Genomic DNA, 23,726 nt, shown 5'->3' with positions numbered 1-23,726 from the left:
TATTTTTAAACCAACTCCCCACTAAACGCCTTTTTCAAGATACTCTGTCTTAACACCTCGGCTTGTTGTAGGCTTTGTGCAATACTTTCCTCCATTTTATCGGCAACACTCAAACGGCTTTCTATTTCTTGGACAATTTTTTGTTGTTCTTGGAGAGTAGGTAACCAAAATTCAATATTTCCTATATCGGCAAGACTTAAATTTGCTCTTGCAACATCTACCTTATTTAAATTATAATAGCTAAACGCTTTATTTGAATTTAAAAAATATGAAATATAATGTTTGTCAGTTTCATTATTCAATCTCACAATTGAAACTGCTTGATTAATATTAGAATTTATTTTTAAATTAAAAATGGCTGCTCTACCAATTGATGCGCCAACAATATTAATTAATATGTCACCATATTGGAGTATAGATCTTTTTTGTTTTTCATTAAAGGCCAATTCAAGATATTTTGGTTTTGAGATATCAATATAATTTTCTCTAACATTTTCACTAGTAATGAAAAGCACTTGGGAGTTATCCTGAGTATAATTTATTCCTTGCCATTTTGGAGATGCCCCTTTTGTAATTAAAGATGAGACTTCACTTAATTTTGCAACTTTCCACCCTTTCGGCAATACAACATCTTTAACTTTTTTATTCGTCAACTTCCCTTCAAAAGCATATTTCAACACACTTTGTCTATAGGTTTTGAGTTGCAGTTGTGCGATTTTTAAATCCTCGATGCCTTTGTCTAACTCGCTAAATAGTTCTTCTATTTTGGAGACTATAGAGTTTTGTTCTTCAAGTGATAAATCAGGAATTAATAATTCATTCAAATTATTTAAAGTAATTCCTAGTACCGTTGTTCCACTAGATTTTTTGATACAATCTCTTTCAATTGCACTAAAAAAATAGTAGATAAATTTTGAAGTAGTTTCAAATTTTGGTTTAGCAATTTTTAAATCTTGATTAATTGCAGTGTGAATATTTGTGATTATTGATCTCCCTGGTAAAATCCTTGTTATTAAAATCACATCATTCTTTTCTGCAAGATTTGAAGCACTATTTTTCAAGCCTTTTTCAGTTATAAAATCTTTAGTAGATTTAAGAATGTTACCTTTTACATCTTTAACTGATGCCCAATTTAAACTACCATTCCAGTAATCTGATTGGGTTTTTCTAGGTGTACCACCTCCAACAAAAGTGAACATATCACCTAATCTTTTATATTTCCAGTTTTTTGATGATTTATTTTGCATTATGTATAAACTGTTTTGACTTTTCCAAAAGTTTCTAATTCCATGAATTTTGATTTGAATAAATCTGAGGGCATTTTCTTTTGCAAAAGATTATGAAAGTTTTCATCATGAGTTGATAGTATGATTTGCTTGTTATGATTTACCATGATACTTCTGAATAAATCAATTGTAGACAATATATTTATACTATCCATTGATTGGATTGGATCGTCTATGAAAATACAGTCTATCGGATTATCTTTATTGTCTTTTGCATTTAAAGCTTTGGCTAAAAAGATGCTAAGACTTAGAATGTTTAATTGAGCAGCACTAAAATACAAGTTTGGAATTATGGGATCATCAGATAGTTCGTCTTTTAGTAAATAGACATTTAATTTTGGTTTATCATCTTTAAAATCACAAATAAATTTTATCTTTTTGTAATCAGGATGAGGATCTATTCGACGATATATATCATTGATAATATCTTCATAAAAAAAAGATTTAATTTGTTCACTGAGATAGCTTGAAACTGCATTTTTTTCTTTTTCTAATTCTTTTTTTATTTTCTTTTCAAGAAATGATTTTCTTCGTTTTAGTTCTCCTTCGGTTTTTTTTGCTCGTTCATATTTTAAATATGGTTCTACATTTTTCTTCAGATCAATGAGCAAATTATAATTTTTTATTTTTTGCTCATTGTTTTCAAATGTCATTCTTATACTATCTCTTTTTTCGTTTAATTGTTTTATTAAAGATTCCTTATCAAATCCATTAGCATCAAGTTCTAATTTTGATTTAATATCAAGTTCAAATGACAGAATTTTATTTACTAAACTGTTTTTTTCTTCTGTTTTTGTTAAAACTTCTTTATCAACGGATTCTTTAGTGTACTTTTTGAGTATTTCGTCTAAATCTGTAATACTTTTCTGGAGCTCATCAATTTGTGTTATATTCGATACTACGAGATCGGTAACAGTTATTAGTTGCTTCTCTAATAAGTTTAGCTCTATTTTTTGATTAGGAAATTCAAATTTATAATACTCTGTGATTTTTATATAAACTTCTTTCTCTTTTAATTCGAGTATTGATATTCCAAATGTTTTAATTCTATTTTCAATAATTTCAAGTTCTGCAATTTTAGAATTTAAAGCTAATGTGCTTTTTTCAATTTCCTGATTATGAATGGATAATTCTTTTTTAAGAGTAAGTAACTGATCTTCATTTGCTTTAGTAAATTCCCCATAAGAAACACCAGCTAACATAAGATTGAATTTCTGCAAACTTTGCTTTAACTCATCAAATGCTGTAGTTAAGCTTTTTTTAGAAATTTCAATATCTATGATATTTATTGAAAGTTTTGATAATACTTCTGTTTTTTCTGCTAGATTTTTATTTAATGAATTAGTGATTTTTTTAATATTTTCTTTTAGTAATTCCGATATTGAATCAATTTGAACTTCAATATCAGTACGTTGCTTTGCTAGTGATGATAAAAGATCTGATAATAAATTATTATTAGCAACACGAAGTGAAAGTTCTTTAAAAGAAGTATATTCAAAGTTGCAAAGTGGACAAGTTGATTCTTGAGTTTTATCAATTATCTCTGCTCCTTTTAAAATGAATGTGGCAATATCTTTATTTAAGTTCTCTTGTTCTTTAATTTGTACATTAATCAGCTCAAGACTTTTTGATCTTTCTTTGAGATCTTTTTCGTTTCCTTCAATTTCGAGTATTAAATCTTTGGAATCAAAAAAAAGTTTTTCGTTGATTGAAGGGTACAGTTTTTTCTCAATATTTTTGACAGCGTTATCTAATTCTTTAATTTCTAATTCCAAATCTAGTCTGGATTGTAGTAAAGGTTTAAGTTTTAATTCCTCACTGTCGATTTTGTTTTTTAGATCAACAGATTTAATGGTGTTATCATTATATGTTTTATTCAATTGAGGGAGGTTCTCAATATTTAATTCTAGATCATTGATTTGATTATTAAGGTTTTCAAGCTTACTTTTTTGATCAGATTCAAGAATTCTTAAATTTAAAACCTCTTTTTCTATTTCAGTTTCCTTTTCACTTTCTTTTGTAATTTGCTCTTCAATTTTTAAAACTTCATCGTTAATTTGAATATAATCCGAGAAATGGTTAAAAACACCTTCAATCTTTTCTTTTTCTAAAATTAATTGTTTCTGATTTTTAGTAATCTGATTTAACTCATTAATTGATTTGTCTTTCTTTTTAAAATTTTCTAGAATATTTTGTAACTCTATCAGAACATTATCCGATTTTACAAAATCAATTTTTGAATTAAAATAATTTTCAATACCGACTACATCTGTACTTTCAGAAAAAACACTGGCAATAAACGCTAAAAGTTCCTCCTGTTTCTTATTTTTGAAATTGATGTCATTCAATCTCTCTGAAATGAAATTAGATAGATTAAATGAATCAGTTTCGCTGTAAGTTTCCAGTATAGGATTAATTTTATCACCTAAGGTATTCAATTCAACGATTTTATCATTGACCTTTTTAAGAATGTCCTTATCTCCTGAGAAATCTAATATTTGTTGAACTCCAGTTAATTTTTCTTTAATGTCGTTAATTGTTTTATTGTTCTGATTTATTAGTTCGATTATTTTTTTATAATAATCATCTAACTTCTTATCTCCAAAATAGCTCATGAATTTATCATATCGAGCAGATGGATCTTCAACTTTTAAAAAAGCATCAATCCAATCCTGTGACAATATAACTGATTGAAAATATTTGTTTTGTACTCGACTTTCAGTAAAATGAAAATCCACCGTACCTTTTCTATTGGCTTTATCTATTTTCTTTTTTATGGATGGTATGGTAGAATCTGTAAAATGAATATTTATTTCGGTATCTAAACTGTCAGGGGCATATTTATTTCTCAAAAGATATTGACCCTTTTGATTTAGATTGAGTTGTCTTTCTGACTTGGCAGCCTCCTTATTTAATTTTACATTCTTTAAAAATCTATCAATGCTATCAGTAAGACCATATTCTACAGCATCATAAAATGATGTTTTTCCAAAACCATTTGGTGCGAAAATTGAAACAAAGTCTGCTGTTACTTCTTGATCGTCTTTTGAAATATTGAAATCAAAAGTTCCATTAGCAATCTCTTCATAAGCTCTAAAAGCTTGTATTTCTACTTTTTTAAACTTCATCTGTCAGTGATTTTTCAATTTGTTCTAGTGCTTCTCCAAAAAAATCTTCTTTATTTTTTTTTGCCTTTACAAGATCTATCTTATCTATAATTCCTGATAAAATTTTATTCTTTGAAAACTTAGGACTTACTTTACTTGAAAGATTAACATTCAAATTTATATTAGTTATGTGTTCTGAAAACAGATAATCTTTGAAGTCAGAACTACTCATTGCCTTTTGGTCATTCACAACAATTTTTCGACTAGAAATTGTATCGTGTTCAATTCGATGCTTTACCTCTTTGCTAACGTCTGAGGTTATATAAAATAGATAAATATTCCAAACATCAAATTCAGATTCAAGTTTCGATTGAAAGTATACTCCAATCATATTTCGTATTTTCTCCCAAGTTTCACTTAATACTTTTTCACTATCGCTTTTTATAAAAAAAGCATTGATTGACCCTCCATAAGTTCCTTGATATAGTTCAAATTCCTGTTGTGAAAAGTTTTCTTTTAAAATTTCAATTATATTTTTGCTCATCTTCTATTAGGATTTTATACTCAATAATCAATTTTTGTAGTAATACATCGTCATCTAAAATATCAGCATATTGAGCATGTTTTTTTATAATTGACTTTTTTTTAAAATATTCAATATGAATAAATTTATAATCTTCTAGAGGAAAACTAATCCCATCGTCTATCTGTAATAACCCTCTATCGTGTGACTTTTTATTATCTTTAATAGCGTTAGCTATGTGTGGAATCCTTTTGTCTAAAATGTAAGTTTCATCGTCAGCAGGTGGTTTAGATATACCTATTATTACAATGCCATCCTTTTTTAAACCTCGGTAATCAGAGTATACCATATTGGTTAATTGGTCTGACCAATCACCATCACCATCAACAGAAATTAGTCGGATATTATTAAATATTTCTTTAATTTTTTCAATAGTGTAATTCTCTTTTTTTACAATATTTAATATCGTAAGAAACTCCAGCCACAGAATCCATATTCCTCTAGATTGCAAAAAACTTTCATCTTGATTGAATAAAACTAATCTATTTTTAAATAAATTCTTAATCTCATTTGGGGTTAATGTACTGTTAATAACATCTTGGGTTTTACTTATAAGAAAGTTTTTGGTAAATTCAATGTTTGAGCTTGCGAAACCAGCTTGCAAGGCAAAAGCATCATTTTTTAAAAAAGAAAAATTACACATATAATCTGGTAACAATTCAAGAAGGCCATTCTTTCTTATTATTTCATTTAAACCCGCAATATAAAGTCCATTTATTTTACTATGTGCTCCTTCAGGATCATTTAATCTGGGGAAAATCCCTTTTAATATTAAGTTTTCTCCATTAATTTTAAAAATACCACTCCCAGAAAAACCAATTACATTTTGTTGAGCTCCACGATTAAATGAATACATAGGGTTATTACTTGTAATTTCATAAGATATATTTGGCACTTGAGCTAATCCACATTTACAAACTAAATTAGTTGTTTTAATTAATTGAGTTTTTAGATAATCAGGATATCCAAAAATATTCAATTCTTCATCTCTTATAGGTTCAGATGTAGTTAAAATAAAGTTTGGATTTCCTATATATGGAACTATTAATATTATTAAATCTAAATTTTCATGGGCAATAGCTTGATTTACAACTACAATTTCTTCATTATTTCTTTTAACAATAATGTCTCCAATGTCCAAAATTGATTTGTCTTCTTTTTCAACATTATGTTTAACCGAAAGGATATATGTGTATTCAGTCGTATTTGGTTGAAAAATAACGCCACTACCGTTATTAACTTTTACAGCAAAAAATCTTAATTTATCTTCTATAGATGGCATATTTATAATTCTATTGTGTAATTCATTTGGGATAAAGAGCAGATTTCAAATTTAAACTTTTCGAAGTCTTCGGTAAGAAATAAGTTATTTGAATAATCGTCGTAGTTAAAATATAATTTGCAATTAGGATTATGTTCTATAATTCTGGCGATAGCTTCTTTGTCAGGTAGCCCATGCTTACTACCATCTGTACTTATTACATATTTTTCACATTCGATTAAAGATAATAATTCTTTTTTGGTGTTCCCCTTGCTCGCATGATGAGAGACTTTTACAACATCTACCTTTAACTTATTTTGATCACTATAGCCAAGTTTTTTTAGGGAGTCAATTACTACCGATGGGTGTGAATCTCCAAGTAATAATGCTTTGCCCTCTGTATTCTCAAAAAGTATGGCTATTGAACTTCCATTTGGAACCGCTCTATCTTGAGTAAAATTTCTTTCCACTAATTCAGAAATAGGTGTCAAAAAATCATCATGTTCATTTGACATGTTAACTTTTTTATCAATTTCAGTTTCCCATTTTTTATGTAACTTTTTTAATCCTATTTCAGATGGGGAAAGTATTGTAATTCGTGATCCATAGATCAAGAATGGCTCTTCAGAAACTTTAATTAGAGTCTGTTTCCATTTTCCTTCCTTTATTAATGAATTTTCTAATGTTATACCTTGATCAACACTCATATCTGTTTGATCATCCATAATAATATTTACTTCTCTCGTTTTGTCTCTATCTTCTTTGAAATAATCTGAGAGTAAATTACCTGAATTAAACCATACCTCTTTTATAAAACTCCTGTCAAATTTAGTATCTTGATATAATTCTTTAATACCCCCAATATGATCGTCATCTATGTGTGTAACTATTAACAAATCAATACATTCCCTTTCAAATAAATTGTCAAGTTCAGCCTTTAAGAATCTTTGATAAGTCCTAGGAGTTCCTCCATCAATTAAAATATTTCGATTCTTTCCTTTAATGTCTTTAAAAGAAACTAATATTGAGTCTCCATTAAATGCTTGTAAAAATTTAATTTTCATAATAATTAGTTTAAGCCGCTAAAACTTCATTTAATTCATTAATGATTGCATCCATTTCTTCGCCAAACAATGCCCACATTTTGCTTAATCCGCCTTCTGCATTAAATGGGCTTAAATCAAAATCGTCTCGGTCTATACTGAAACTATTGGCTACATAGTCTTTCATCATGCGCAACCATTGCATTTGGGGATCTGTAAACTTTAAGGTTCCCGCTTGTTTCTTGAACACCCAATCTTGAAAATTTTTGTCTACTGTTTTGTCGTAGCTTGTTACAATACTGTCTATACCCGCAACGCGGCGTATTAGGGAAACCAAAGCTATCAATTCGCTTTTCGTCGAGCCATTGGTTTTTTCCAGTTGTTCATACGCACGCCAAACGGTTAATGGTGCCAATAATGGTTTTTCGGTTTTTAGTTTTTCGCTCAGGTCTTTTATCATTTTATAGGTAAAAGTACGGTGGCGGTAGTCCTGGGCATAGAAAATCTGTAAGGCGGTAATTTCATCTTTGTGGTTTTCTATCCAGTTCTTAAAATCGGTTATGGTGGTTGTGGCCGCTTCGTCTTGGTCTTTGACCCAGCCTATATTGGTAATCGTATCCATATTGACCACATCAATAATCTGGTCGTATTTTTTGCGGATATCCACAATGAAATCACGTAAATCTGGATTATGAAAAACAGCAACGGCATCTTCTATCAACTGCTGTTTGCCTTTGGCTATAGCCGCATCAATATCTATAGGAGGAAATCCTCGCATAGCGCCTTTGGTCTTTTGTTCAATTTTTTCAATCGCATCTGGATCATAGGCATGCAGCAATTGTTTTACAATATGATTGATCGTAAAACCATTGGCTTGCTCGGCAAACTTGAGTTTGTCTTTTTCGGACAGTTGGCGTTCCAAACGAATCAAACGATTGGCAAGCGTAGTCAACATATCCTCGGAAGTGTTTCCCATCGCCACATTCGCCAAGACATCTTTCAATGAAACACCTGGTGCTTTTTCTAAAGGTCGGCTATCGGTTTTTTGAGAATTCTCGACACCAATTGCATCAATAATCACAAAATGGTCTTTGCTAAATTTGGCCGAAGGGGTTCCCTTAGCTCTCAATTCTTCTACAGAACAGGTTCTGGTACCACGGCCTTTCATTTGTTCGTAATAAGAACGGCTTTTTACATCTCGCATAAACAGCAAGACTTCTAGCGGGCGTATGTCCGTTCCTGTGGCAATCATATCTACCGTTACCGCAATACGTGGGTAATAATCGTTACGGAATTGCTGCAAGACTGATTTTGGGTCTTCCTCACTTTTATAGGTTATCTTTTTGCAGAATTTATTTTCTTCTCCAAATTCCTCGCGTACTATTTCAATAATGTCTTCGGCATGGGAATCAGTTTTAGCAAATACCAATAGTTTTGGTACTTCAAAAATACCGTTTTCATCCACACGATCGGGAAACATAGCCGGTAAATTGTCTTTGACTGCCCTAATTATGGTACGAATGGTACTTGGATTTACAATATCATTGTCTAATTGTTTTCCAGTGTAGACTTCGTCTTCATCTATGGCTTCCCAGAATTTCTTGCGGGTGAGTCTTTTTCGTTTGTCTACTTTTTCGCCCAGTTTGATTACGCTGCCTTCTTTGGTAATTTGGGTTTCTACCGTAAACACGTTATAAGGTACCAAAACACCATCAATAACGGCTTTTTCATAACCATAATCACAAACTAAGTTTTGGTTAAAATAACCAAAGGTTCTGTTGTCAGGAGTTGCCGTAAGTCCTATTTGAAATACATCAAAATAGTCTAATACTTGTTTCCATAAATTGTAAATGCTACGATGGCATTCATCAATAACTACGAAGTCAAAGAACTCAATAGGCACTTTCTCATTATAGCCTACAGGAACAGCCGTTTTGACTTCGAAAGTTCTTTCGTTCGGGTTTTCTTCTTCGGCACTTTCGTCTAAGTCTGTCTCTTTCAAAATGGAATACATCCGTTGAATGGTACTGATATATACCTGACTGTCGTCAGGAATAAACGAACTACTTAAACGAGTGACGCCATACAATTCTGTAAATAACCGATTGTCTTCGCTGGCGGTATAAGAACGGAATTCGCCTTCGGCTTGTTCGCCTAAGTTTTTGGTATCAACCAAAAACAGAATGCGTTTGGCTTTTGCATATTTCAGCAAGCGATATACAAATGAAATCGCTGTAAAAGTTTTACCTGAACCCGTTGCCATCTGGATCAAGGCTTTTGGTTTTTGTTCTTTGAAAGATTGCTCTAAATTGGTAATGGCCGTAATTTGACAATCTCGCAAACCGTCAATAGGCAGAACAGGAATATCATGTAAACGCGCTCGAAGTGTTTTGGTTTCTTTTGACCATTGGAAGAAAGTTTCTGGACGGTGAAAGGTAAATACATTTCGAGAACGTGGTTTTGGATCTCTATAATCGGTAAAGCGAGTCACTTCACCCGTACTTTCATACACAAACGGCAAGGGATCGTTATTTAATAACCGGAGTTTCGCATTGGCGTACTGAGATGATTGTTCTTCGACAGAAGTCAAATGAATGCCTTCTTCTTCTCGTTTGGCTTCAATAATTCCAACCGCGTTTTTGTCAACAAACAAAACGTAATCCGCTGGGCCTATATCAGTTTGGTATTCACGAATGGCAATTCCCAAACCAGCGGCTAAGTTGATTCTTTTCTTATCCTGAATAATCCACCCACAAGCCATCAACTGTTTGTCGATATTATCTCTGGCGATTTGTTCGGGGTTTTGGTTGAGCATTAAATGAATTGGCGCTTTTAATCAGGTTTAAAGATAGAAAAATTGTTGGCTTTTACATTCGAAACTGAGTTTTTAAGTACGAATATTCTTTATAGCAATGATACTGCAAATTATTCAAGGGCTTTTACGGGAAACCACATTTTGTAAAAAGAGATGAAGTATCTCAGTTTTTATCGCAACAAGTGAGAATAATCATCAGGTAATTCTGCATCAATATCACGAAGGTATTTTTCTAGGGCTTCAATAGTTTGGTGCCCAGTTATTCCCATTAGTATACTTTTGGCTTCGTGAGATGTTTTTGTTTTTCGAATTTCTCTATAAAGGTTTGTAATGGCAGTATGTCTAAAGCTATACAAACCATAATCCTTATTCAGTTTAAAATGGTCTTTAACCAATTTGAATTTTTTAGAAAAGTTATCTCTTCTATTGTTTTCTTCTGCTTTCCATTCTGCTCCAATAGCTGTTGGAGTAAATAAATAATGATTAGGATCCATATTGGATAAATCAGGAAGTAAGTCAATTATTTTTTGAGGGATAATTTTAACTTTGACTGCCTTATTTTTGGCTCGAACAAAAAGTTTTTTTCCTTCTAAGTCTAAATCACCTATTTTAAGTCTGTTTACTTCAACAGGTCTTAGGAAATTATAAGTTATGAATTGAATGTACAATAATAGGATAGCGTCATTCTGTTCTATATATTCTAGAATGTCCTTTTCTTGTGTTACTGAATAAGTTTTGTTTCTTTCAGGTGCTGATTTAAGTACGTTGATGCTTTTGACATAATTGTCATTCATTAGCTCATTATCTACTAATGTTTGGACAAGAGCACTTAAATCAGTCCTCGTATTATTTCGATTACTTGCACTAGTATTTTCTAATACATAGTTTAAATAATTGATAAAGGTTTTTTTTTCTAAAGTTGATATTTTATCGGAACTACTTCCGTTTTTATCAAGCCAAGTAAGGAAACGATTAATTCTTCCGTGAAAACCACTATAGGAAGTAGCACCCAAAACATTTTGTTTGATTTTTAATCCAAATTGAAATGCTTCTTTGATGGATTTTTCGTTTTCAACTACGACTTTAGTTTTCGGTACTTTTAGTACGGGAATCTTTTCATGCTTCTTTTCTTTAGCAACGGGAGCAGTTGTGGTACCGTTTATTTCAGCATCTAATTTTTGAAATGTTTTTTCTTCTAATATGGAATTATCGGCATATGGGTTAAAACCTCTTTTTAATAAAAACAGCAAGTTGTCTTGAATAGTTGCCAATTTAGCAAAGCGTTCTTGTTTAGTTTTAAGACTATTGACACCTGTTTTTATGTTGGTTTGACGAACTAGTTTTCCTGTTTTCGGATTTCGAAAGGAATAGTAAACATACCATTCTTTCGATAATGCTTCTTCTTTTGCTAATTTCGATAGGGTAGACCATGCTTTTATGTCTACGTTTCCAGTATAGATGTAAGGTCCTGAGTAGTTAGATTTCATAGGCAAATCGTGTACGTAATCGTGTACGTTCTGTAAAAGTACTAAAAGTTTAGGCATAAAAAAACGGATTAGTTGACACTAATCCGTGATTTTCAAAACTTTAAGTTTGTAGCGAGAACGAGATTTGAACTCGTGACCTCAGGGTTATGAATCCTGCGCTCTAACCGACTGAGCTACCTCGCCAAATGTTCTAAGGATAACCGTCCCTGAACGCGGCTGCAAATATAAAAATAATATTTCAGTGTGCAAGCGAATTTGAAATAAAAAAAAATATTTTTAAAAAGGTTTTTTTTTAGGCATTATATTCTATATATTCGAAAAAAAAACAAATGTAGCTCATGGATCAAAAAGTACGTTACGAAATAGAGTTCCCCATCAATTCATCTCCGCAATTATTGTATCAGTACATTTCAACTCCTTCTGGTTTATCAGAATGGTTTGCGGACAATGTAAATTCGCGCGGTGAATTTTTTACTTTTATTTGGAATGATTCAGAGGAGAAAGCGAGACTTGCTTCTAAAAAATCAGGTGAAAAAGTGAAATTTAAATGGGTGGACGGTAATGGAAAGGATACCGAGTATTTTTTCGAGCTTCATATCTTAGTGGATGAGCTAACAAAAGATGTTTCTTTAATGGTAGTTGATTTTGCAGACGAAGACGAGGTTGCTGAAGCTTCTCTACTTTGGGAAAATCAAATATCAGACCTTAAACATCTAATTGGATCTGTATAGTAAAATTGTATTTTATAACTTACCTTTGCCCTGAACAAAATTTAGGGCTTTTTTATGATTAATTTTAATGGGACTATAGTACCTCAGGATACAAATGTATTAACGCAGAACCGTGCTTTTTTATATGGCGATGCCGTTTTTGAAACGGTTAAAATTGTAAATTCTAAAATCCTGTTTTTAGAAGATCATTATTTCAGACTTATGTCATCTATGCGTGTTGTGAGAATGGAAATTCCAATGAACTTTACAATGGAATATTTTGAAGAGCAATTGCTTTCTTTGGTAAATGATAATGCCTTTGCAGAATCTTCTCGCGCTAGAATTACAGTTTTTAGAAATGATGGTGGGTACTATTTACCTCAAACCAATGAAATATCCTTTTTGATCCATGTTGTGGGTATTGATAACACCTTGTATTCAATAGCAGAGAAGGAATATGAAGTGGACTTGTTTAAGGACTTTTATGTTACTAAGCAGTTGTTGTCATCAATAAAAACTACAAATAGAATATTGAATATCACAGCTAGCATTTTTGCGAACGAAAATGGATTTGACAATTGTTTGTTGCTTAATGACAGTAAGAATGTCGTTGAAGCAATTCAAGGGAATATTTTCATGTTGATGGGTAATAAGCTGATTACGCCTCCAGTTTCAGAAGGTTGTTTAAATGGGGTTATGAGGAAGCAAATTCTGGAAATAGCCAAAAAAATAACATCTCTAGAGGTTGTAGAAGAGGTAATATCTCCTTTTGACCTACAGAAAGCCGATGAGTTGTTTGTAACAAATGTGATAAAAGGAATTCAGCCCATCACAAAGTATAGGAAAAAGAGCTTTGATGTAGTTATGTCAAAGGTTTTATTGGAAAAATTAAATGAAATTGTAAGAGTTATTTAATTTAAATAGGGGTTTTCTGGTGCATTTGACCAAATAAGGTAGTCACCACCCAATTCAATGATTTGTTCTTTCCAAAAATGAGTGCTTGACTTACCTATAATTTTATTTTTATAGCTGTTAGGAGCAATAATCCATGAATTCTCATTCATTTCAGACTCTAATTGCTGTTCGTCCCAGCCAGTATAGCCCAGAAAAAAACGGATATTCTCCTTATTTATTTTACCGTTGTTGATAAGCTCTTTCGTGCTTTCAAAATCACCACCCCAATATATGCCATTTGAAATTTCAATGCTGTTTGGAATTAGGTCAGGAATATTGTGGATAAAATAGAGATTGTCTTGTTCGACAGGTCCTCCATTATAAATTTTGAACTTTGCATTGATCTCTGGTAACAAATCATGAATAGTATATTTCAATGGTTTATTTATGATAAAACCCACTGATCCTTCCTTATCATGGTCCGCTAATAAAATCACAGATCTGTTAAATGATAGATCCCCTATTATAGAAGGCTCTGCTATAAGTAGTTGTCCTTTTATTAATTTTTCTGAAATCATAATGGTGCTTTTTCTATTAAATTTAAGGATAAAATTAAAATATAACCAAATTAAATCGTTTAAATGTATAAAAAAACCTTCCATCAGGAAGGTTTTTATTATATTAGGTTTTAAAACTTACAATTAGTTTACTGCACCTTCTAATTCAGCACCAGCTTTGAATTTTACAACATTTTTAGCCGCGATTTGAATCGTTTTTCCTGTTTGAGGATTTCTACCGTCTCTGGCAGCTCTAGCTGAAACTGACCATGATCCAAAACCTACTAGAGATACTCTACCACCTTTTTTCAAAGTTCCACTTACATTTCCTAAAAATGACTCTAAAGCTAACTTTGCAGCTGCTTTTGTAATTCCTGCATCAGCAGCGATAGCATCGATTAATTCTGATTTGTTCATAATAATAGTTATTAATTGTTGGTTAAAAAATAATTGTTAATACACAAATTTAGCAGGAAATCCCTACCTCGCAAGTGTTTTCTTTTATTTTACTCCGTTTTGTTGATAACTTATTTTTTTTGTTCATAAAACAGGGGTTTTTCCTGATGATTTGTAGAAAAGTCCCGTTATTAGTAGTCTTAGTGCACTTTTGCAAGCTCTGAAAAAGTGATTCCATTCAAGAAATCAGATGTACTCATCTTCTTTTTACCTGGAAATTGCAAACTTAAGATTTGTATGTAGCCATTTTCTACCGCAATTTTCATTTCCTTTTTGGTACATATGATGGTACCAGTTGCTAAGCTATGTTCTTCCGTAATCAGATTTGCTTCATAAATTTTCACGCTCCATTCTTCATTTTTGTCTGTAAAGTAACACCAGGCAGCTGGATAAGGACTCAATCCTCGTATTAAATTGTTTATTTCTGAAGCTGATTTAGTCCAATCAATTTTACAGTTTTCTTTGTTTAGCTTGTATGCCGTTTTTATTTCAGGTGATTCTGTTTGAATAGTCGTGCTTGCATTTCCTTGTTCAATTAATTCTAGCGTTTTAACAACAGCTTCGCTGCCTAAATCCATAAGTCTGTCGTGAAGATGACCTGCATTTTCATTTGGATCGATTTCAGTTTCAGAACTCAGAATTATGGCGCCTGTGTCAATCTTGTCGTCAATAAAAAAAGTGGTGACACCTGTTTTTGTTTCGCCATTAATAATTGCCCAGTTTATAGGCGCTGCGCCTCGGTAATTAGGCAGGAGTGAAGCGTGGAGGTTAAAGGTTCCTAGTTTTGGCATATCCCAAACCACTTTTGGTAACATTCTAAAAGCGACCACTATTTGCAAATTTGCATTTAGCAATTTTAATTCCTCAAGGAAGGACTCTTCTTTAAGGTTAGTAGGTTGTAAAAGGTTTAGGTTATTTGCCAGCGCATATTCCTTAACGGCGGAATACTTTAATTTTTGTCCTCGTCCAGCTGGTTTGTCAGCAGCTGTAATAACACCAACAACATTATAGTCGTTTTTAATTATGGTATCCAGAATCCCAACCGCAAATTCGGGTGTGCCCATAAATACAATTCGTAATTTTTCCATTATCGTTTTAAGGTATATTTATTGTTTGAGTTTACTATTATACTTTCGGTTTCTAGTAGCTGTTGTATGGCAAAGATAACTTCATTAGAGGTATTCTTTGTCCTATTTTCAATCTCTCTTGAATTTAATTCCTCTGTTTTTAGTAGGGCAATAATTTTTTTCGAAAGTTTATCTATATCTGTTTTTGCACTTTTTTTGGCAATGCAATAGGAACAAATGCCACAGTCATCATTTGTTTTTTCGCCAAAATAATTTAAGATCAATTTGCTCTTACAAACGTTTTGCTCGCCGATGTAATGTAAAACTGATTTAAGCTTTTCTTTTTTTAGTTGATTTTGATTTTCTAAATATTTTGAAACCCTGCTGATAGTTCTTTCGTCCTCTCGTATTTCATTAAAAATTAGCGAAGCGTCATTATTTTTAGCATGGTATTCTATAATATCTTTTTCTTTTAGCTTTTGTAAAACTGCTTGTACTTGATTTTCAGTATGATTTGATTTTTTTGCTATAAATGGTTGGTTAAAAGCGGTTTCCATATCATAAATTCCAGGATATGTTCTGAGTATTGCTAAAACAATTTCTTCGTCATTTGGATTCAAACTCATATAGCGCATCACTTCTTTTGAAGGAATAATGAATTGCAAGCTTATTTTTTCAGAAAATTCTTGTGATAATGTAATGACTCCTTGTCTGTCTAGAAACTGCATCGCATTATATGTACGTAGAACTGGAAATTTATATTTCAAACAGAACTGGTTTAAATTGAAAGAAAATTTTTCGTCAATACCTTCTCCATAGGCAATTTGGAAAAAATTACATAATTTGACAAATATTTCATTTAGGAATTTTTTGTCGGGAAGGATGTTGATAAACTGACTTTCTACTTGGCGAATGTCTGAAGGACTAGTTAGTAAAACGGCAAAAGCTTTTTCGCCATTTCGTCCGGAACGTCCTGCTTCCTGGTAATAGTTTTCTAAGTTTTCAGGTAACTGAATGTGTATTACAGTCTTAACATCTGCTTTGTCTATTCCCATTCCAAAAGCATTTGTGGCAACAATAACCTGCACTTGATCCTGCATCCACGATTGCATATTCTTATCTTTTTCTTTCGAACTCAGCCCACCGTGGTAATAAGTAGATTTAAATCCTAATGAGTTTAATTGAGAAGAGGTTTCTAAACATGATTTGCGGTTTCGTACATATATGATAGAGGATTGCAGGTTTTTTCTTAAGATTTGTTCTATTCGAAAGAGTTTGTCTTCGACCTCAAAAACCATATATGCGATGTTTTTTCTAGCAAATGATTTTTCGAAAATTTGAGGCTCATGTAATCCTAATTCATTGATGATGTCTATTTTGACTTTTGGTGTTGCAGTTGCTGTTAAAGCTAAAAAAGGGACTTTTGGGAAATACGTTTTTAAATTAGAAATCTTTAAATAGGCTGGTCGGAAATCATGTCCCCATTGGGAAACACAATGTGCTTCATCAATAGTTATTAAGTTGATGGGCAAGTTTTTTATCCTCTCCAAAATCCAATCTGATTGCAGGCGTTCCGGAGACAGATAAAGAAATTTGTAATTCCCAAATTGACAGTTGTCTAACAAGTCAATCATCTCGTCAGATCGTATTCCGCCAGTCAATGCGATTGCTTTTATGTTTCGCTTTTGTAAATTAGCAACCTGGTCTTTCATTAACGCCACTAATGGAGATATGACCAAGCAAATTCCTTCATTCATCATTGCTGGAATCTGGAAGCAGACTGACTTCCCACCGCCAGTTGGCATTAAAGCAAAAGTATCCTGACCACTTAAAACGGAATCGATGATTTCATTTTGCAGCGATCTAAAAGAGTCGTGTTTCCAGTATTTTTGTAGAATTTGTAATGCTTCAGACATTGATTTTGAATTGCAAATTTCGAATTATCAATTCCTGCTCCGTAATTCTAAATACAAAATCCGAATTACTTAGAAATTTCGTCTAATATAAAAAGAATTCGGTTATCAACGGTGTCTTTTGGGACTTCTATAAGATTATAGCCATAACCTTCGTAGGTTTCAACAAGGTGATTTTGAATCAATTTGGCCTGTTCGTAATTTTCATAACGGGCTTCATCGCTTATATAAATTTCTTCCCATGGTGGAAGAATGAATATTTTAGAATAAACGTGTTCTCGACAAATAGTATCAAAAGAAGCAGGGTAGCTGTCGCCAATGTAATGCATATAAGCCAAGACATCAGGGATTCCTCGGTCAATAAAAACAACTTCATGTGGCTCGTTTTGAGCATTTTCGAACTGTTTTTTTCTTCCTTCCAATAGTAGTTCACTAAATAGTAAAGGTTTTTCAAGAAATAATTGCTCAATTCCTTGTTTCTTTGCCTCTAAAGTTACCTCTCTAGAAATTTCAGGATAGCAACAAAAACCTTTTGCTATCAATCCGTCTATTATGGTACTTTTACCTGTTCCCGGTCCTCCGATAATTATTATGATTTCTTTTTGCACTTTTTTGAAATAAGGCGCAAACTTACTCAAACTAATTGGAATTTGAAAAAATGATTGTCATTAAAATAATCCATTTCGATAAAAATTAATATTCCATAATTCATATTTTGCATTTGAAACCGTATATTTGCTATTATTTTTAAAGATAAAATGGATAAGAATACTGAAGAATTTTATGAGAGATTAAAAGTGGAGTTGGATATGAGTAATACCTGGCCCGCTTTATACTTGTTTAAATTTATTGTGCCAACTGAAAGTGATAATATAAAGCGCGTTGAAATGGCTTTTGATTGTATGGGTGCTGTTATCAAAACAACAAAATCCAAAACTGGAAAATTTACCAGCGTATCAATCGATGTTCAAGTTAAGGACTCTCAAGAAGTAATTGATAAATACCTAGAAGTCTCTACTATAAAGGGTATTATTTCACTATAAATATGGGGTAAGATACTTGAGGATAAAGCAAATTTCAGTTTTGTTTCTGCATCATCATGCTTATACTATTAGAATAAAAAATTAAATTCCACTATGAATTCAAAATATAAAAAAGAAAACGCGAACGATGTCGTTCATCATTTGGAATACAATGCTGAAAGATCGCATTTGATTATTCCGGAGTATGGTCGTCATTTGCAGAAGCTTATTGAGCAAGCAGTTGCCATTGAAGATGTCGAAGAGCGGAATAAAGCAGCAAAGTACATCATTCAAGTAATGGGAAGTTTGAATCCTCACTTACGTGATGTTCTTGATTTTCAGCACAAATTATGGGATCAGCTCTTTATTATGTCTGATTTTAGATTGGATGTTGAATCACCATACCCAATACCATCTCGTGAAGTCTTACAACTGAAACCAGATGTATTAAAATACCCGCAAAATTTTCCTAAATACAGGTATTATGGGAATAACATAAAGTACATGATTGATGTTGCCAATAAATGGGAAGACGGAGATATGAAAAATGCTTTGGTTAAAGTAATAGCAAATCACATGAAAAAGTCCTACCTGAGCTGGAATAAGGACACAGTGAAAGATGATGTTATTTACGAACATTTATACGAATTGTCTGATGGTAAGTTAAATATGCTTGAAAGTACAGAAACACTTTTGAATACCACAGATTTGTTACGTACCAATAAACGTATATCGAATAAAATTGCGCCAGCTGGACAACCAAAGATCCAAAGCAACAAAAATCTTAAGACAGGTAAATCAAAACCTTTTCAAAAAAATAATAATAATCAGAAATAGATATATTGTGTTCTGATGTTCTCTGGGAAAGCAAATCAGCTTTTAAAAGTTAAGAGAGTTCAGTATTAATAATCTTTAAATTATAATAAAATCATATGGGAATTTTCAAAATAGAAGGAGGCATTCGTCTAAAAGGAGAAATCACTCCACAAGGAGCGAAAAATGAAGCATTGCAAATTTTATGTGCAGTACTTTTAACTCCTGAAAAAGTTACAATCAACAATATTCCTGATATTATTGATATCAATAAATTGCTTACATTATTAGAAAATTTGGGTGTAAAAATTCAAAAAAATGCACCAGGTTCATACAGCTTTCAAGCAGATGATGTAAATGTAGGTTATTTAGAAACCGAAGCATTCAAAAAAGAAGGCGGTTCATTACGTGGTTCGATTATGATTGTTGGTCCACTTTTAGCTCGTTTCGGAAAAGGATATATTCCAAAGCCAGGGGGAGATAAAATAGGAAGAAGAAGATTAGATACCCATTTTGAAGGTTTTATAAATTTAGGGGCGAAATTCCGTTACAATAGAGAAGACCATTTTTATGGAGTAGAAGCGCCAAAAGGTTTGAAAGGAGCTGATATGCTATTAGATGAGGCTTCAGTAACTGGAACTGCTAATATTGTTATGGCTGCTGTTTTGGCAAAAGGAAAAACAACAGTTTATAATGCTGCTTGTGAACCTTATTTACAGCAACTTTGTAAAATGTTAAACTCAATGGGAGCAAAGATAACAGGTGTAGGATCAAACCTGTTAACTATTGAAGGAGTAGAGAGTTTAGGTGGTTGTGAACACAGAATTCTGCCTGATATGATTGAAATTGGTAGCTGGATAGGATTGGCTGCTATGACAAAAAGTGAGATTACAATAAAAGATGTAAGCTGGGACAACTTAGGGGTTATTCCTAGTACTTTTAGAAAATTAGGGATCACATTAGAACGCAAAGGTGATGATATATATATTCCTTCTCACGTAGATGGATATGAAATTAAAACTGATATTGACGGATCGATTCTTACCGTAGCAGATGCTCCTTGGCCAGGTTTTACACCTGATTTGTTGAGTATCGTTTTGGTGGTAGCAACTCAAGCTAAAGGGGATGTGTTAATACACCAAAAAATGTTTGAAAGCCGGTTATTCTTCGTGGATAAATTGATAGATATGGGTGCAAAAATAATGTTGTGCGATCCGCATAGAGCGGTGGTTATGGGACATGATTTTCAATCGCAATTAAAAGCTACGACGATGTCTTCTCCAGATATTCGTGCAGGTATATCTTTATTGATTGCTGCGCTTTCTGCAAAAGGGACTAGTACTATTCAAAACATAGAACAAATAGATCGTGGTTATGAAAGAATTGATGAACGACTAAGAGCAATTGGAGCGAATATTGTTCGTGTAGAATAAAGCAAATAGGTCATACTTATAAATCGTTTAAATAAATCTTTTAGCATTCATAAAGAGATTTATTTAAACGATTTTTTTTAATTTTAACACAATATGTCACACGAAGAGAAAGCAATAAAAGCAACTTATTTTAGTATTGTAGGAAATGCTTGTTTAGCGATTATTAAAGGTTTTGCTGGTTTTTTTGGTAATTCTTACGCCTTGATTGCTGATGCAATCGAGTCAACGACGGATATATTTGCTTCGTTTTTAGTCTTATTTGGAATTAAATATTCAAATAAACCTGCAGATAAAAACCATCCTTATGGACACGGTCGCGCTGAACCATTAATTACATTTCTGGTGGTCGGTTTTTTAATTACGTCTGCTACAATAATTGCTTATGAAAGCATCATTAATATACAAACGCCTCACGACTTGCCTAAGTCTTGGACTCTTTTTGTTCTTGGCGCAATAATTATTTGGAAGGAATATTCTTTTCGCTTGGTGATGAAAAGAAGTGTGGAAACTAATAGTTCTTCATTAAAGGCAGATGCCTGGCACCATCGATCTGATGCAATTACTTCTGTTGCCGCATTCATTGGTATATCAATTGCTCTGATTTTGGGGAATGGTTACGAATCAGCTGACGACTGGGCTGCACTTTTTGCTTCGGGATTTATTCTTTATAATAGTTATTTGATTTTTAGGCCCGCTCTAGGCGAAATCATGGACGAGCATTTAAACGATGATTTAATAGAAGAAATACGAAAAGTTTCCTACCAAGTTGAAGGGATTAAAGATACCGAAAAGTGTTTTATCCGTAAGGCAGGAATGAAATACCATGTGGATCTTCATGCCATTGTTGATGCTAATATATCTGTTAAGGAAGGGCACGATTTAGCCCATAAATTAAAAGATACATTGCGCAAAGAAATCCCAGAGCTTGGACATGTTTTGATTCATGTTGAACCAGATAGTTATAGTTAATTTAGGCAATTATTTATATAAAAAAGCGACTGTGATTTTAAAATCGCAGTCGCTTTTTTATTGATATATTAGAAGTGGTTATTATAAAAATGACAGAATAGCTAATTCATAACTTTTGAGTCCAAAACCAAGAATAACACCTTTAGCATTACCTGAAATATAGGATTGATGTCTAAAGCTTTCTCGCGAAAAGGTATTGGAAATGTGTACCTCTACCACCGGGCTAGTTATTGCTTTTACTGCGTCACCTATTCCTATCGAGGTATGGGTGTAAGCTCCTGCATTTAGGATTATCCCGTCATATGAAAAACCAAATTCCTGGATTTTATCAATTAGCTCTCCTTCAATATTACTTTGAAAGTAAATGAACTCTATTTCCGTAAATTTAAGTTTTAAGCCAGTAAGGTAGCCTTCAAAAGTTTGGTTTCCGTATACTTCTGGTTCGCGCTTGCCCAAGAGATTCAAGTTTGGACCATTAATAATAGCGATTTTCATAATTCATGTTTTTGTAAAAATAAAAAAACCGTTCCAATTAAAGAACGGTTTTGATAAAATTAGTTTTATGTGATTTTAAAAAGTAAATCCAGCAGATACTTGAAGAGCTGAGTTCTTAACTTCAGCTTCTTTTGAAGCTTCTGAAAGACCTAAAACATAACGGCCTTGTAGGAAAAAGTTTTTGGTGATATTAATTCCTAAACCTCCAACTGCTGCGAATTCAAAGGTCTCTGCATTATTAACGTCAAAATTGTTTCTTTCGCTTAATAAAAAAGAAGCTTGTGGTCCCAGATCAAGACTGAATGTTTTGTTTAAATGAATTTTTGCTAAAACCGGAATAGATAAATAGCCTACTTCATTTTTGAATTCTTCAAAAGCATTTTTGTATGTTGCTCCTTGCGTTGAATACAATAATTCGGGTTGGATAGAAAAACCATCTGTTAGTTTAACTTCAGCAATTAGTCCAGCATGATAACTAGTTATCGCTTCAGTATCATAATTTGTGCTGTTTACAGTTATGTTACTACCGTTTTGATTTGCGTAATTTACTCCGGCTTTAACACCAAATTTAACTAATTGCGCTTGTACGTTTGTGGATAAGGCAAAGAAAAATAGCCCAATCAAAATTGTTTTTTTCATGATTTATTATTTTAATATTAATGTCGATTTATATTAGGCAATTTAGAACTCTTTTAATTGATAGTTATTGTAACATTATTGAAATTTGTATAATAATTATCACATAATTTTATTGGACAGCTCGTTAGTTTTAATTGGAAGGGATTCAGATTTGGTATTGTATTTCATGATTACGGAAGGTTTTTTTCTATTGTAAAATAGCGTTACTTTGTACTTATGAATTGGAATTCCTATATCAAGAGCTATCAGTCCTATTTGAAAATCGAACGCGGTCTGTCTAAGAATACTGTCGAAAATTATTCTTTTGATATTGAGCGGTTGTGTCTTTTCTTGACTACAAACGGAATTGAAGTTTCACCAATTAAAATTACCGAAGAGACCATTCAACAATTTATATACTCAGTATCTACTCAGGTTAATGCACGCTCGCAGGCTAGAATAATATCAGGGCTTAAAAGTTTCTTTGGGTATTTAATATTTGAAGATTATCGTGTAGATAATCCATTGGAACTTATAGAGTCGCCTAAAACTGGAAGGAAGTTGCCTGATGTATTGTCAGTTGATGAAATTGACAATCTTATTTCGGCCATAGATTTGACTTCAAATGAAGGGGAGCGTAATCGCGCCATGCTTGAAACACTGTATGGATGTGGGCTCCGCGTAACAGAATTAGTTTCATTGAAAATCTCCGATTTATTTTTTGATGAAGGTTTTATCAAAATCACTGGTAAAGGTAATAAAGAGCGGTTTGTGCCTATTGGTAAAGCAGCCCAAAAATACATTCATATTTATAAAGATAGTATGAGAGTGCATCTGAATATAAAAAAGGAGTTTGGGGATACTTTATTTCTGAATAGGAGAGGAGGACAACTCACAAGAGCTATGATTTTTACAATCATAAAAGATTTGGCTGTCAAGACAGAATTAAATAAGAAGATAAGTCCACACACCTTTCGTCATTCCTTTGCCACACATCTTCTGGAGAACGGTGCTGATTTGCGTTCCATTCAATTAATGCTTGGGCATGAATCTATCACGACTACTGAAATTTACTTGCATCTTGATCGAAAGTTTCTAGCTGAAGTGATTAATAATTTTCATCCTAGAAAGCTCTTAATAAGGAGTTTTAGACTTTAGTTTTTCTTGCCCAAAAATACAGATCAAAAAAAAGCCTTG

The 23,726-nt window shown here is 32.5% G+C and carries 21 protein-coding genes and 1 tRNA gene; 7 read left to right on the top strand and 15 right to left on the bottom strand.

Annotated features, from left to right (window positions below):
- Nucleotides 1-5: 5 nt before the first annotated feature.
- The 8 genes from BLV91_RS12115 to BLV91_RS12080 form a co-directional block, all read right to left on the bottom strand.
- The gene (locus BLV91_RS12115; protein WP_091433651.1) at nucleotides 6-1,247 is read right to left on the bottom strand and encodes a restriction endonuclease subunit S; all 1,242 of its coding nucleotides are present in this window, start codon (nucleotides 1,245-1,247) and stop codon (nucleotides 6-8) included.
- Complete coding sequence (locus BLV91_RS12110) at nucleotides 1,247-4,414, bottom strand: AAA family ATPase (protein WP_091433649.1); 3,168 nt, start codon at nucleotides 4,412-4,414, stop codon at nucleotides 1,247-1,249. Before BLV91_RS12110 ends, BLV91_RS12115 begins: the two co-directional genes overlap by 1 nt.
- A complete protein-coding gene (locus BLV91_RS12105; protein ID WP_091433647.1) occupies nucleotides 4,404-4,937 on the bottom strand; it encodes an ABC-three component system middle component 1 in 534 nt (177 codons plus the stop codon). Before BLV91_RS12105 ends, BLV91_RS12110 begins: the two co-directional genes overlap by 11 nt.
- Entirely contained in the window at nucleotides 4,918-6,258 is a 1,341-nt protein-coding gene (locus BLV91_RS12100) for an ABC-three component system protein (protein WP_091433645.1), read from the bottom strand. Before BLV91_RS12100 ends, BLV91_RS12105 begins: the two co-directional genes overlap by 20 nt.
- Before the next feature lie 2 nt (nucleotides 6,259-6,260).
- Nucleotides 6,261-7,301, bottom strand: a complete 1,041-nt coding sequence (locus tag BLV91_RS12095; protein ID WP_091433643.1) for a ComEC/Rec2 family competence protein — start codon at nucleotides 7,299-7,301, stop codon at nucleotides 6,261-6,263.
- A gap of 10 nt (nucleotides 7,302-7,311) precedes the next feature.
- Nucleotides 7,312-10,095, bottom strand: coding sequence for a type I restriction endonuclease subunit R (locus tag BLV91_RS12090; RefSeq protein ID WP_091433641.1), 2,784 nt, complete (start codon nucleotides 10,093-10,095; stop codon nucleotides 7,312-7,314).
- Between the two features lie 170 nt (nucleotides 10,096-10,265).
- Nucleotides 10,266-11,639: a tyrosine-type recombinase/integrase gene (locus tag BLV91_RS12085; RefSeq protein WP_091433639.1), complete on the bottom strand. Its 1,374-nt coding sequence runs from the start codon at nucleotides 11,637-11,639 to the stop codon at nucleotides 10,266-10,268.
- 52 nt (nucleotides 11,640-11,691) lie between these two features.
- Nucleotides 11,692-11,765: transfer RNA gene (locus BLV91_RS12080), tRNA-Met, on the bottom strand.
- Nucleotides 11,766-11,920: 155 nt separating this feature from the next.
- Here BLV91_RS12080 and BLV91_RS12075 point away from each other — a divergent pair.
- Entirely contained in the window at nucleotides 11,921-12,313 is a 393-nt protein-coding gene (locus tag BLV91_RS12075; RefSeq protein WP_091433637.1) for an START-like domain-containing protein, read from the top strand.
- A 54-nt stretch (nucleotides 12,314-12,367) separates the two neighbouring features.
- Entirely contained in the window at nucleotides 12,368-13,207 is an 840-nt protein-coding gene (locus tag BLV91_RS12070; protein ID WP_091433635.1) for an aminotransferase class IV, read from the top strand.
- Here BLV91_RS12070 and BLV91_RS12065 read toward each other — a convergent pair.
- The 5 genes from BLV91_RS12065 to BLV91_RS12045 form a co-directional block, all read right to left on the bottom strand.
- Complete coding sequence (locus BLV91_RS12065; protein ID WP_091433740.1) at nucleotides 13,204-13,764, bottom strand: YqgE/AlgH family protein; 561 nt, start codon at nucleotides 13,762-13,764, stop codon at nucleotides 13,204-13,206. The genes BLV91_RS12070 and BLV91_RS12065 overlap by 4 nt on opposite strands.
- Nucleotides 13,765-13,887: 123 nt before the next feature.
- Nucleotides 13,888-14,160, bottom strand: coding sequence for an HU family DNA-binding protein (locus BLV91_RS12060; RefSeq protein WP_007136308.1), 273 nt, complete (start codon nucleotides 14,158-14,160; stop codon nucleotides 13,888-13,890).
- 179 nt (nucleotides 14,161-14,339) lie between these two features.
- Nucleotides 14,340-15,287 (bottom strand): methionyl-tRNA formyltransferase, encoded by a 948-nt coding sequence (gene fmt, locus BLV91_RS12055; RefSeq protein ID WP_091433634.1) that lies wholly within the window; start codon nucleotides 15,285-15,287, stop codon nucleotides 14,340-14,342.
- The gene (locus BLV91_RS12050; protein ID WP_091433632.1) at nucleotides 15,287-17,182 is read right to left on the bottom strand and encodes a RecQ family ATP-dependent DNA helicase; all 1,896 of its coding nucleotides are present in this window, start codon (nucleotides 17,180-17,182) and stop codon (nucleotides 15,287-15,289) included. Before BLV91_RS12050 ends, fmt begins: the two co-directional genes overlap by 1 nt.
- 65 nt (nucleotides 17,183-17,247) lie before the next feature.
- A complete protein-coding gene (locus BLV91_RS12045; RefSeq protein WP_245709686.1) occupies nucleotides 17,248-17,817 on the bottom strand; it encodes an AAA family ATPase in 570 nt (189 codons plus the stop codon).
- Nucleotides 17,818-17,937: 120 nt separating this feature from the next.
- Here BLV91_RS12045 and BLV91_RS12040 point away from each other — a divergent pair, with 120 nt between their 5' ends.
- The 4 genes from BLV91_RS12040 to BLV91_RS12025 all read left to right on the top strand — a co-directional run bounded on the left by BLV91_RS12040 (nucleotide 17,938) and on the right by BLV91_RS12025 (nucleotide 21,416).
- Nucleotides 17,938-18,222: a DUF493 family protein gene (locus BLV91_RS12040; RefSeq protein WP_091433630.1), complete on the top strand. Its 285-nt coding sequence runs from the start codon at nucleotides 17,938-17,940 to the stop codon at nucleotides 18,220-18,222.
- A 93-nt stretch (nucleotides 18,223-18,315) separates the two neighbouring features.
- Complete coding sequence (locus BLV91_RS12035; protein ID WP_091433628.1) at nucleotides 18,316-19,038, top strand: DUF4290 domain-containing protein; 723 nt, start codon at nucleotides 18,316-18,318, stop codon at nucleotides 19,036-19,038.
- Nucleotides 19,039-19,133: 95 nt separating this feature from the next.
- A complete protein-coding gene (gene murA, locus BLV91_RS12030; protein ID WP_091433627.1) occupies nucleotides 19,134-20,447 on the top strand; it encodes a UDP-N-acetylglucosamine 1-carboxyvinyltransferase in 1,314 nt (437 codons plus the stop codon).
- Between the two features lie 93 nt (nucleotides 20,448-20,540).
- Nucleotides 20,541-21,416 (top strand): cation diffusion facilitator family transporter, encoded by an 876-nt coding sequence (locus tag BLV91_RS12025; protein ID WP_091433625.1) that lies wholly within the window; start codon nucleotides 20,541-20,543, stop codon nucleotides 21,414-21,416.
- Nucleotides 21,417-21,497: 81 nt separating this feature from the next.
- Here BLV91_RS12025 and BLV91_RS12020 read toward each other — a convergent pair whose 3' ends face one another.
- The gene (locus BLV91_RS12020) at nucleotides 21,498-21,911 is read right to left on the bottom strand and encodes a type II 3-dehydroquinate dehydratase (RefSeq protein ID WP_091433624.1); all 414 of its coding nucleotides are present in this window, start codon (nucleotides 21,909-21,911) and stop codon (nucleotides 21,498-21,500) included.
- Between the two features lie 75 nt (nucleotides 21,912-21,986).
- Nucleotides 21,987-22,550: a porin family protein gene (locus tag BLV91_RS12015; protein ID WP_091433622.1), complete on the bottom strand. Its 564-nt coding sequence runs from the start codon at nucleotides 22,548-22,550 to the stop codon at nucleotides 21,987-21,989.
- Between the two features lie 216 nt (nucleotides 22,551-22,766).
- Between BLV91_RS12015 and xerD the strand changes: the two genes are divergently transcribed.
- Complete coding sequence (gene xerD, locus BLV91_RS12010) at nucleotides 22,767-23,687, top strand: site-specific tyrosine recombinase XerD (protein ID WP_091433621.1); 921 nt, start codon at nucleotides 22,767-22,769, stop codon at nucleotides 23,685-23,687.
- Nucleotides 23,688-23,726 lie beyond the last annotated feature (39 nt).

The organism is Flavobacterium degerlachei (assembly GCF_900106645.1).
Lineage (GTDB): Bacteria > Bacteroidota > Bacteroidia > Flavobacteriales > Flavobacteriaceae > Flavobacterium > Flavobacterium degerlachei.
This window is presented reverse-complemented; position numbering and strand designations above follow the sequence as displayed.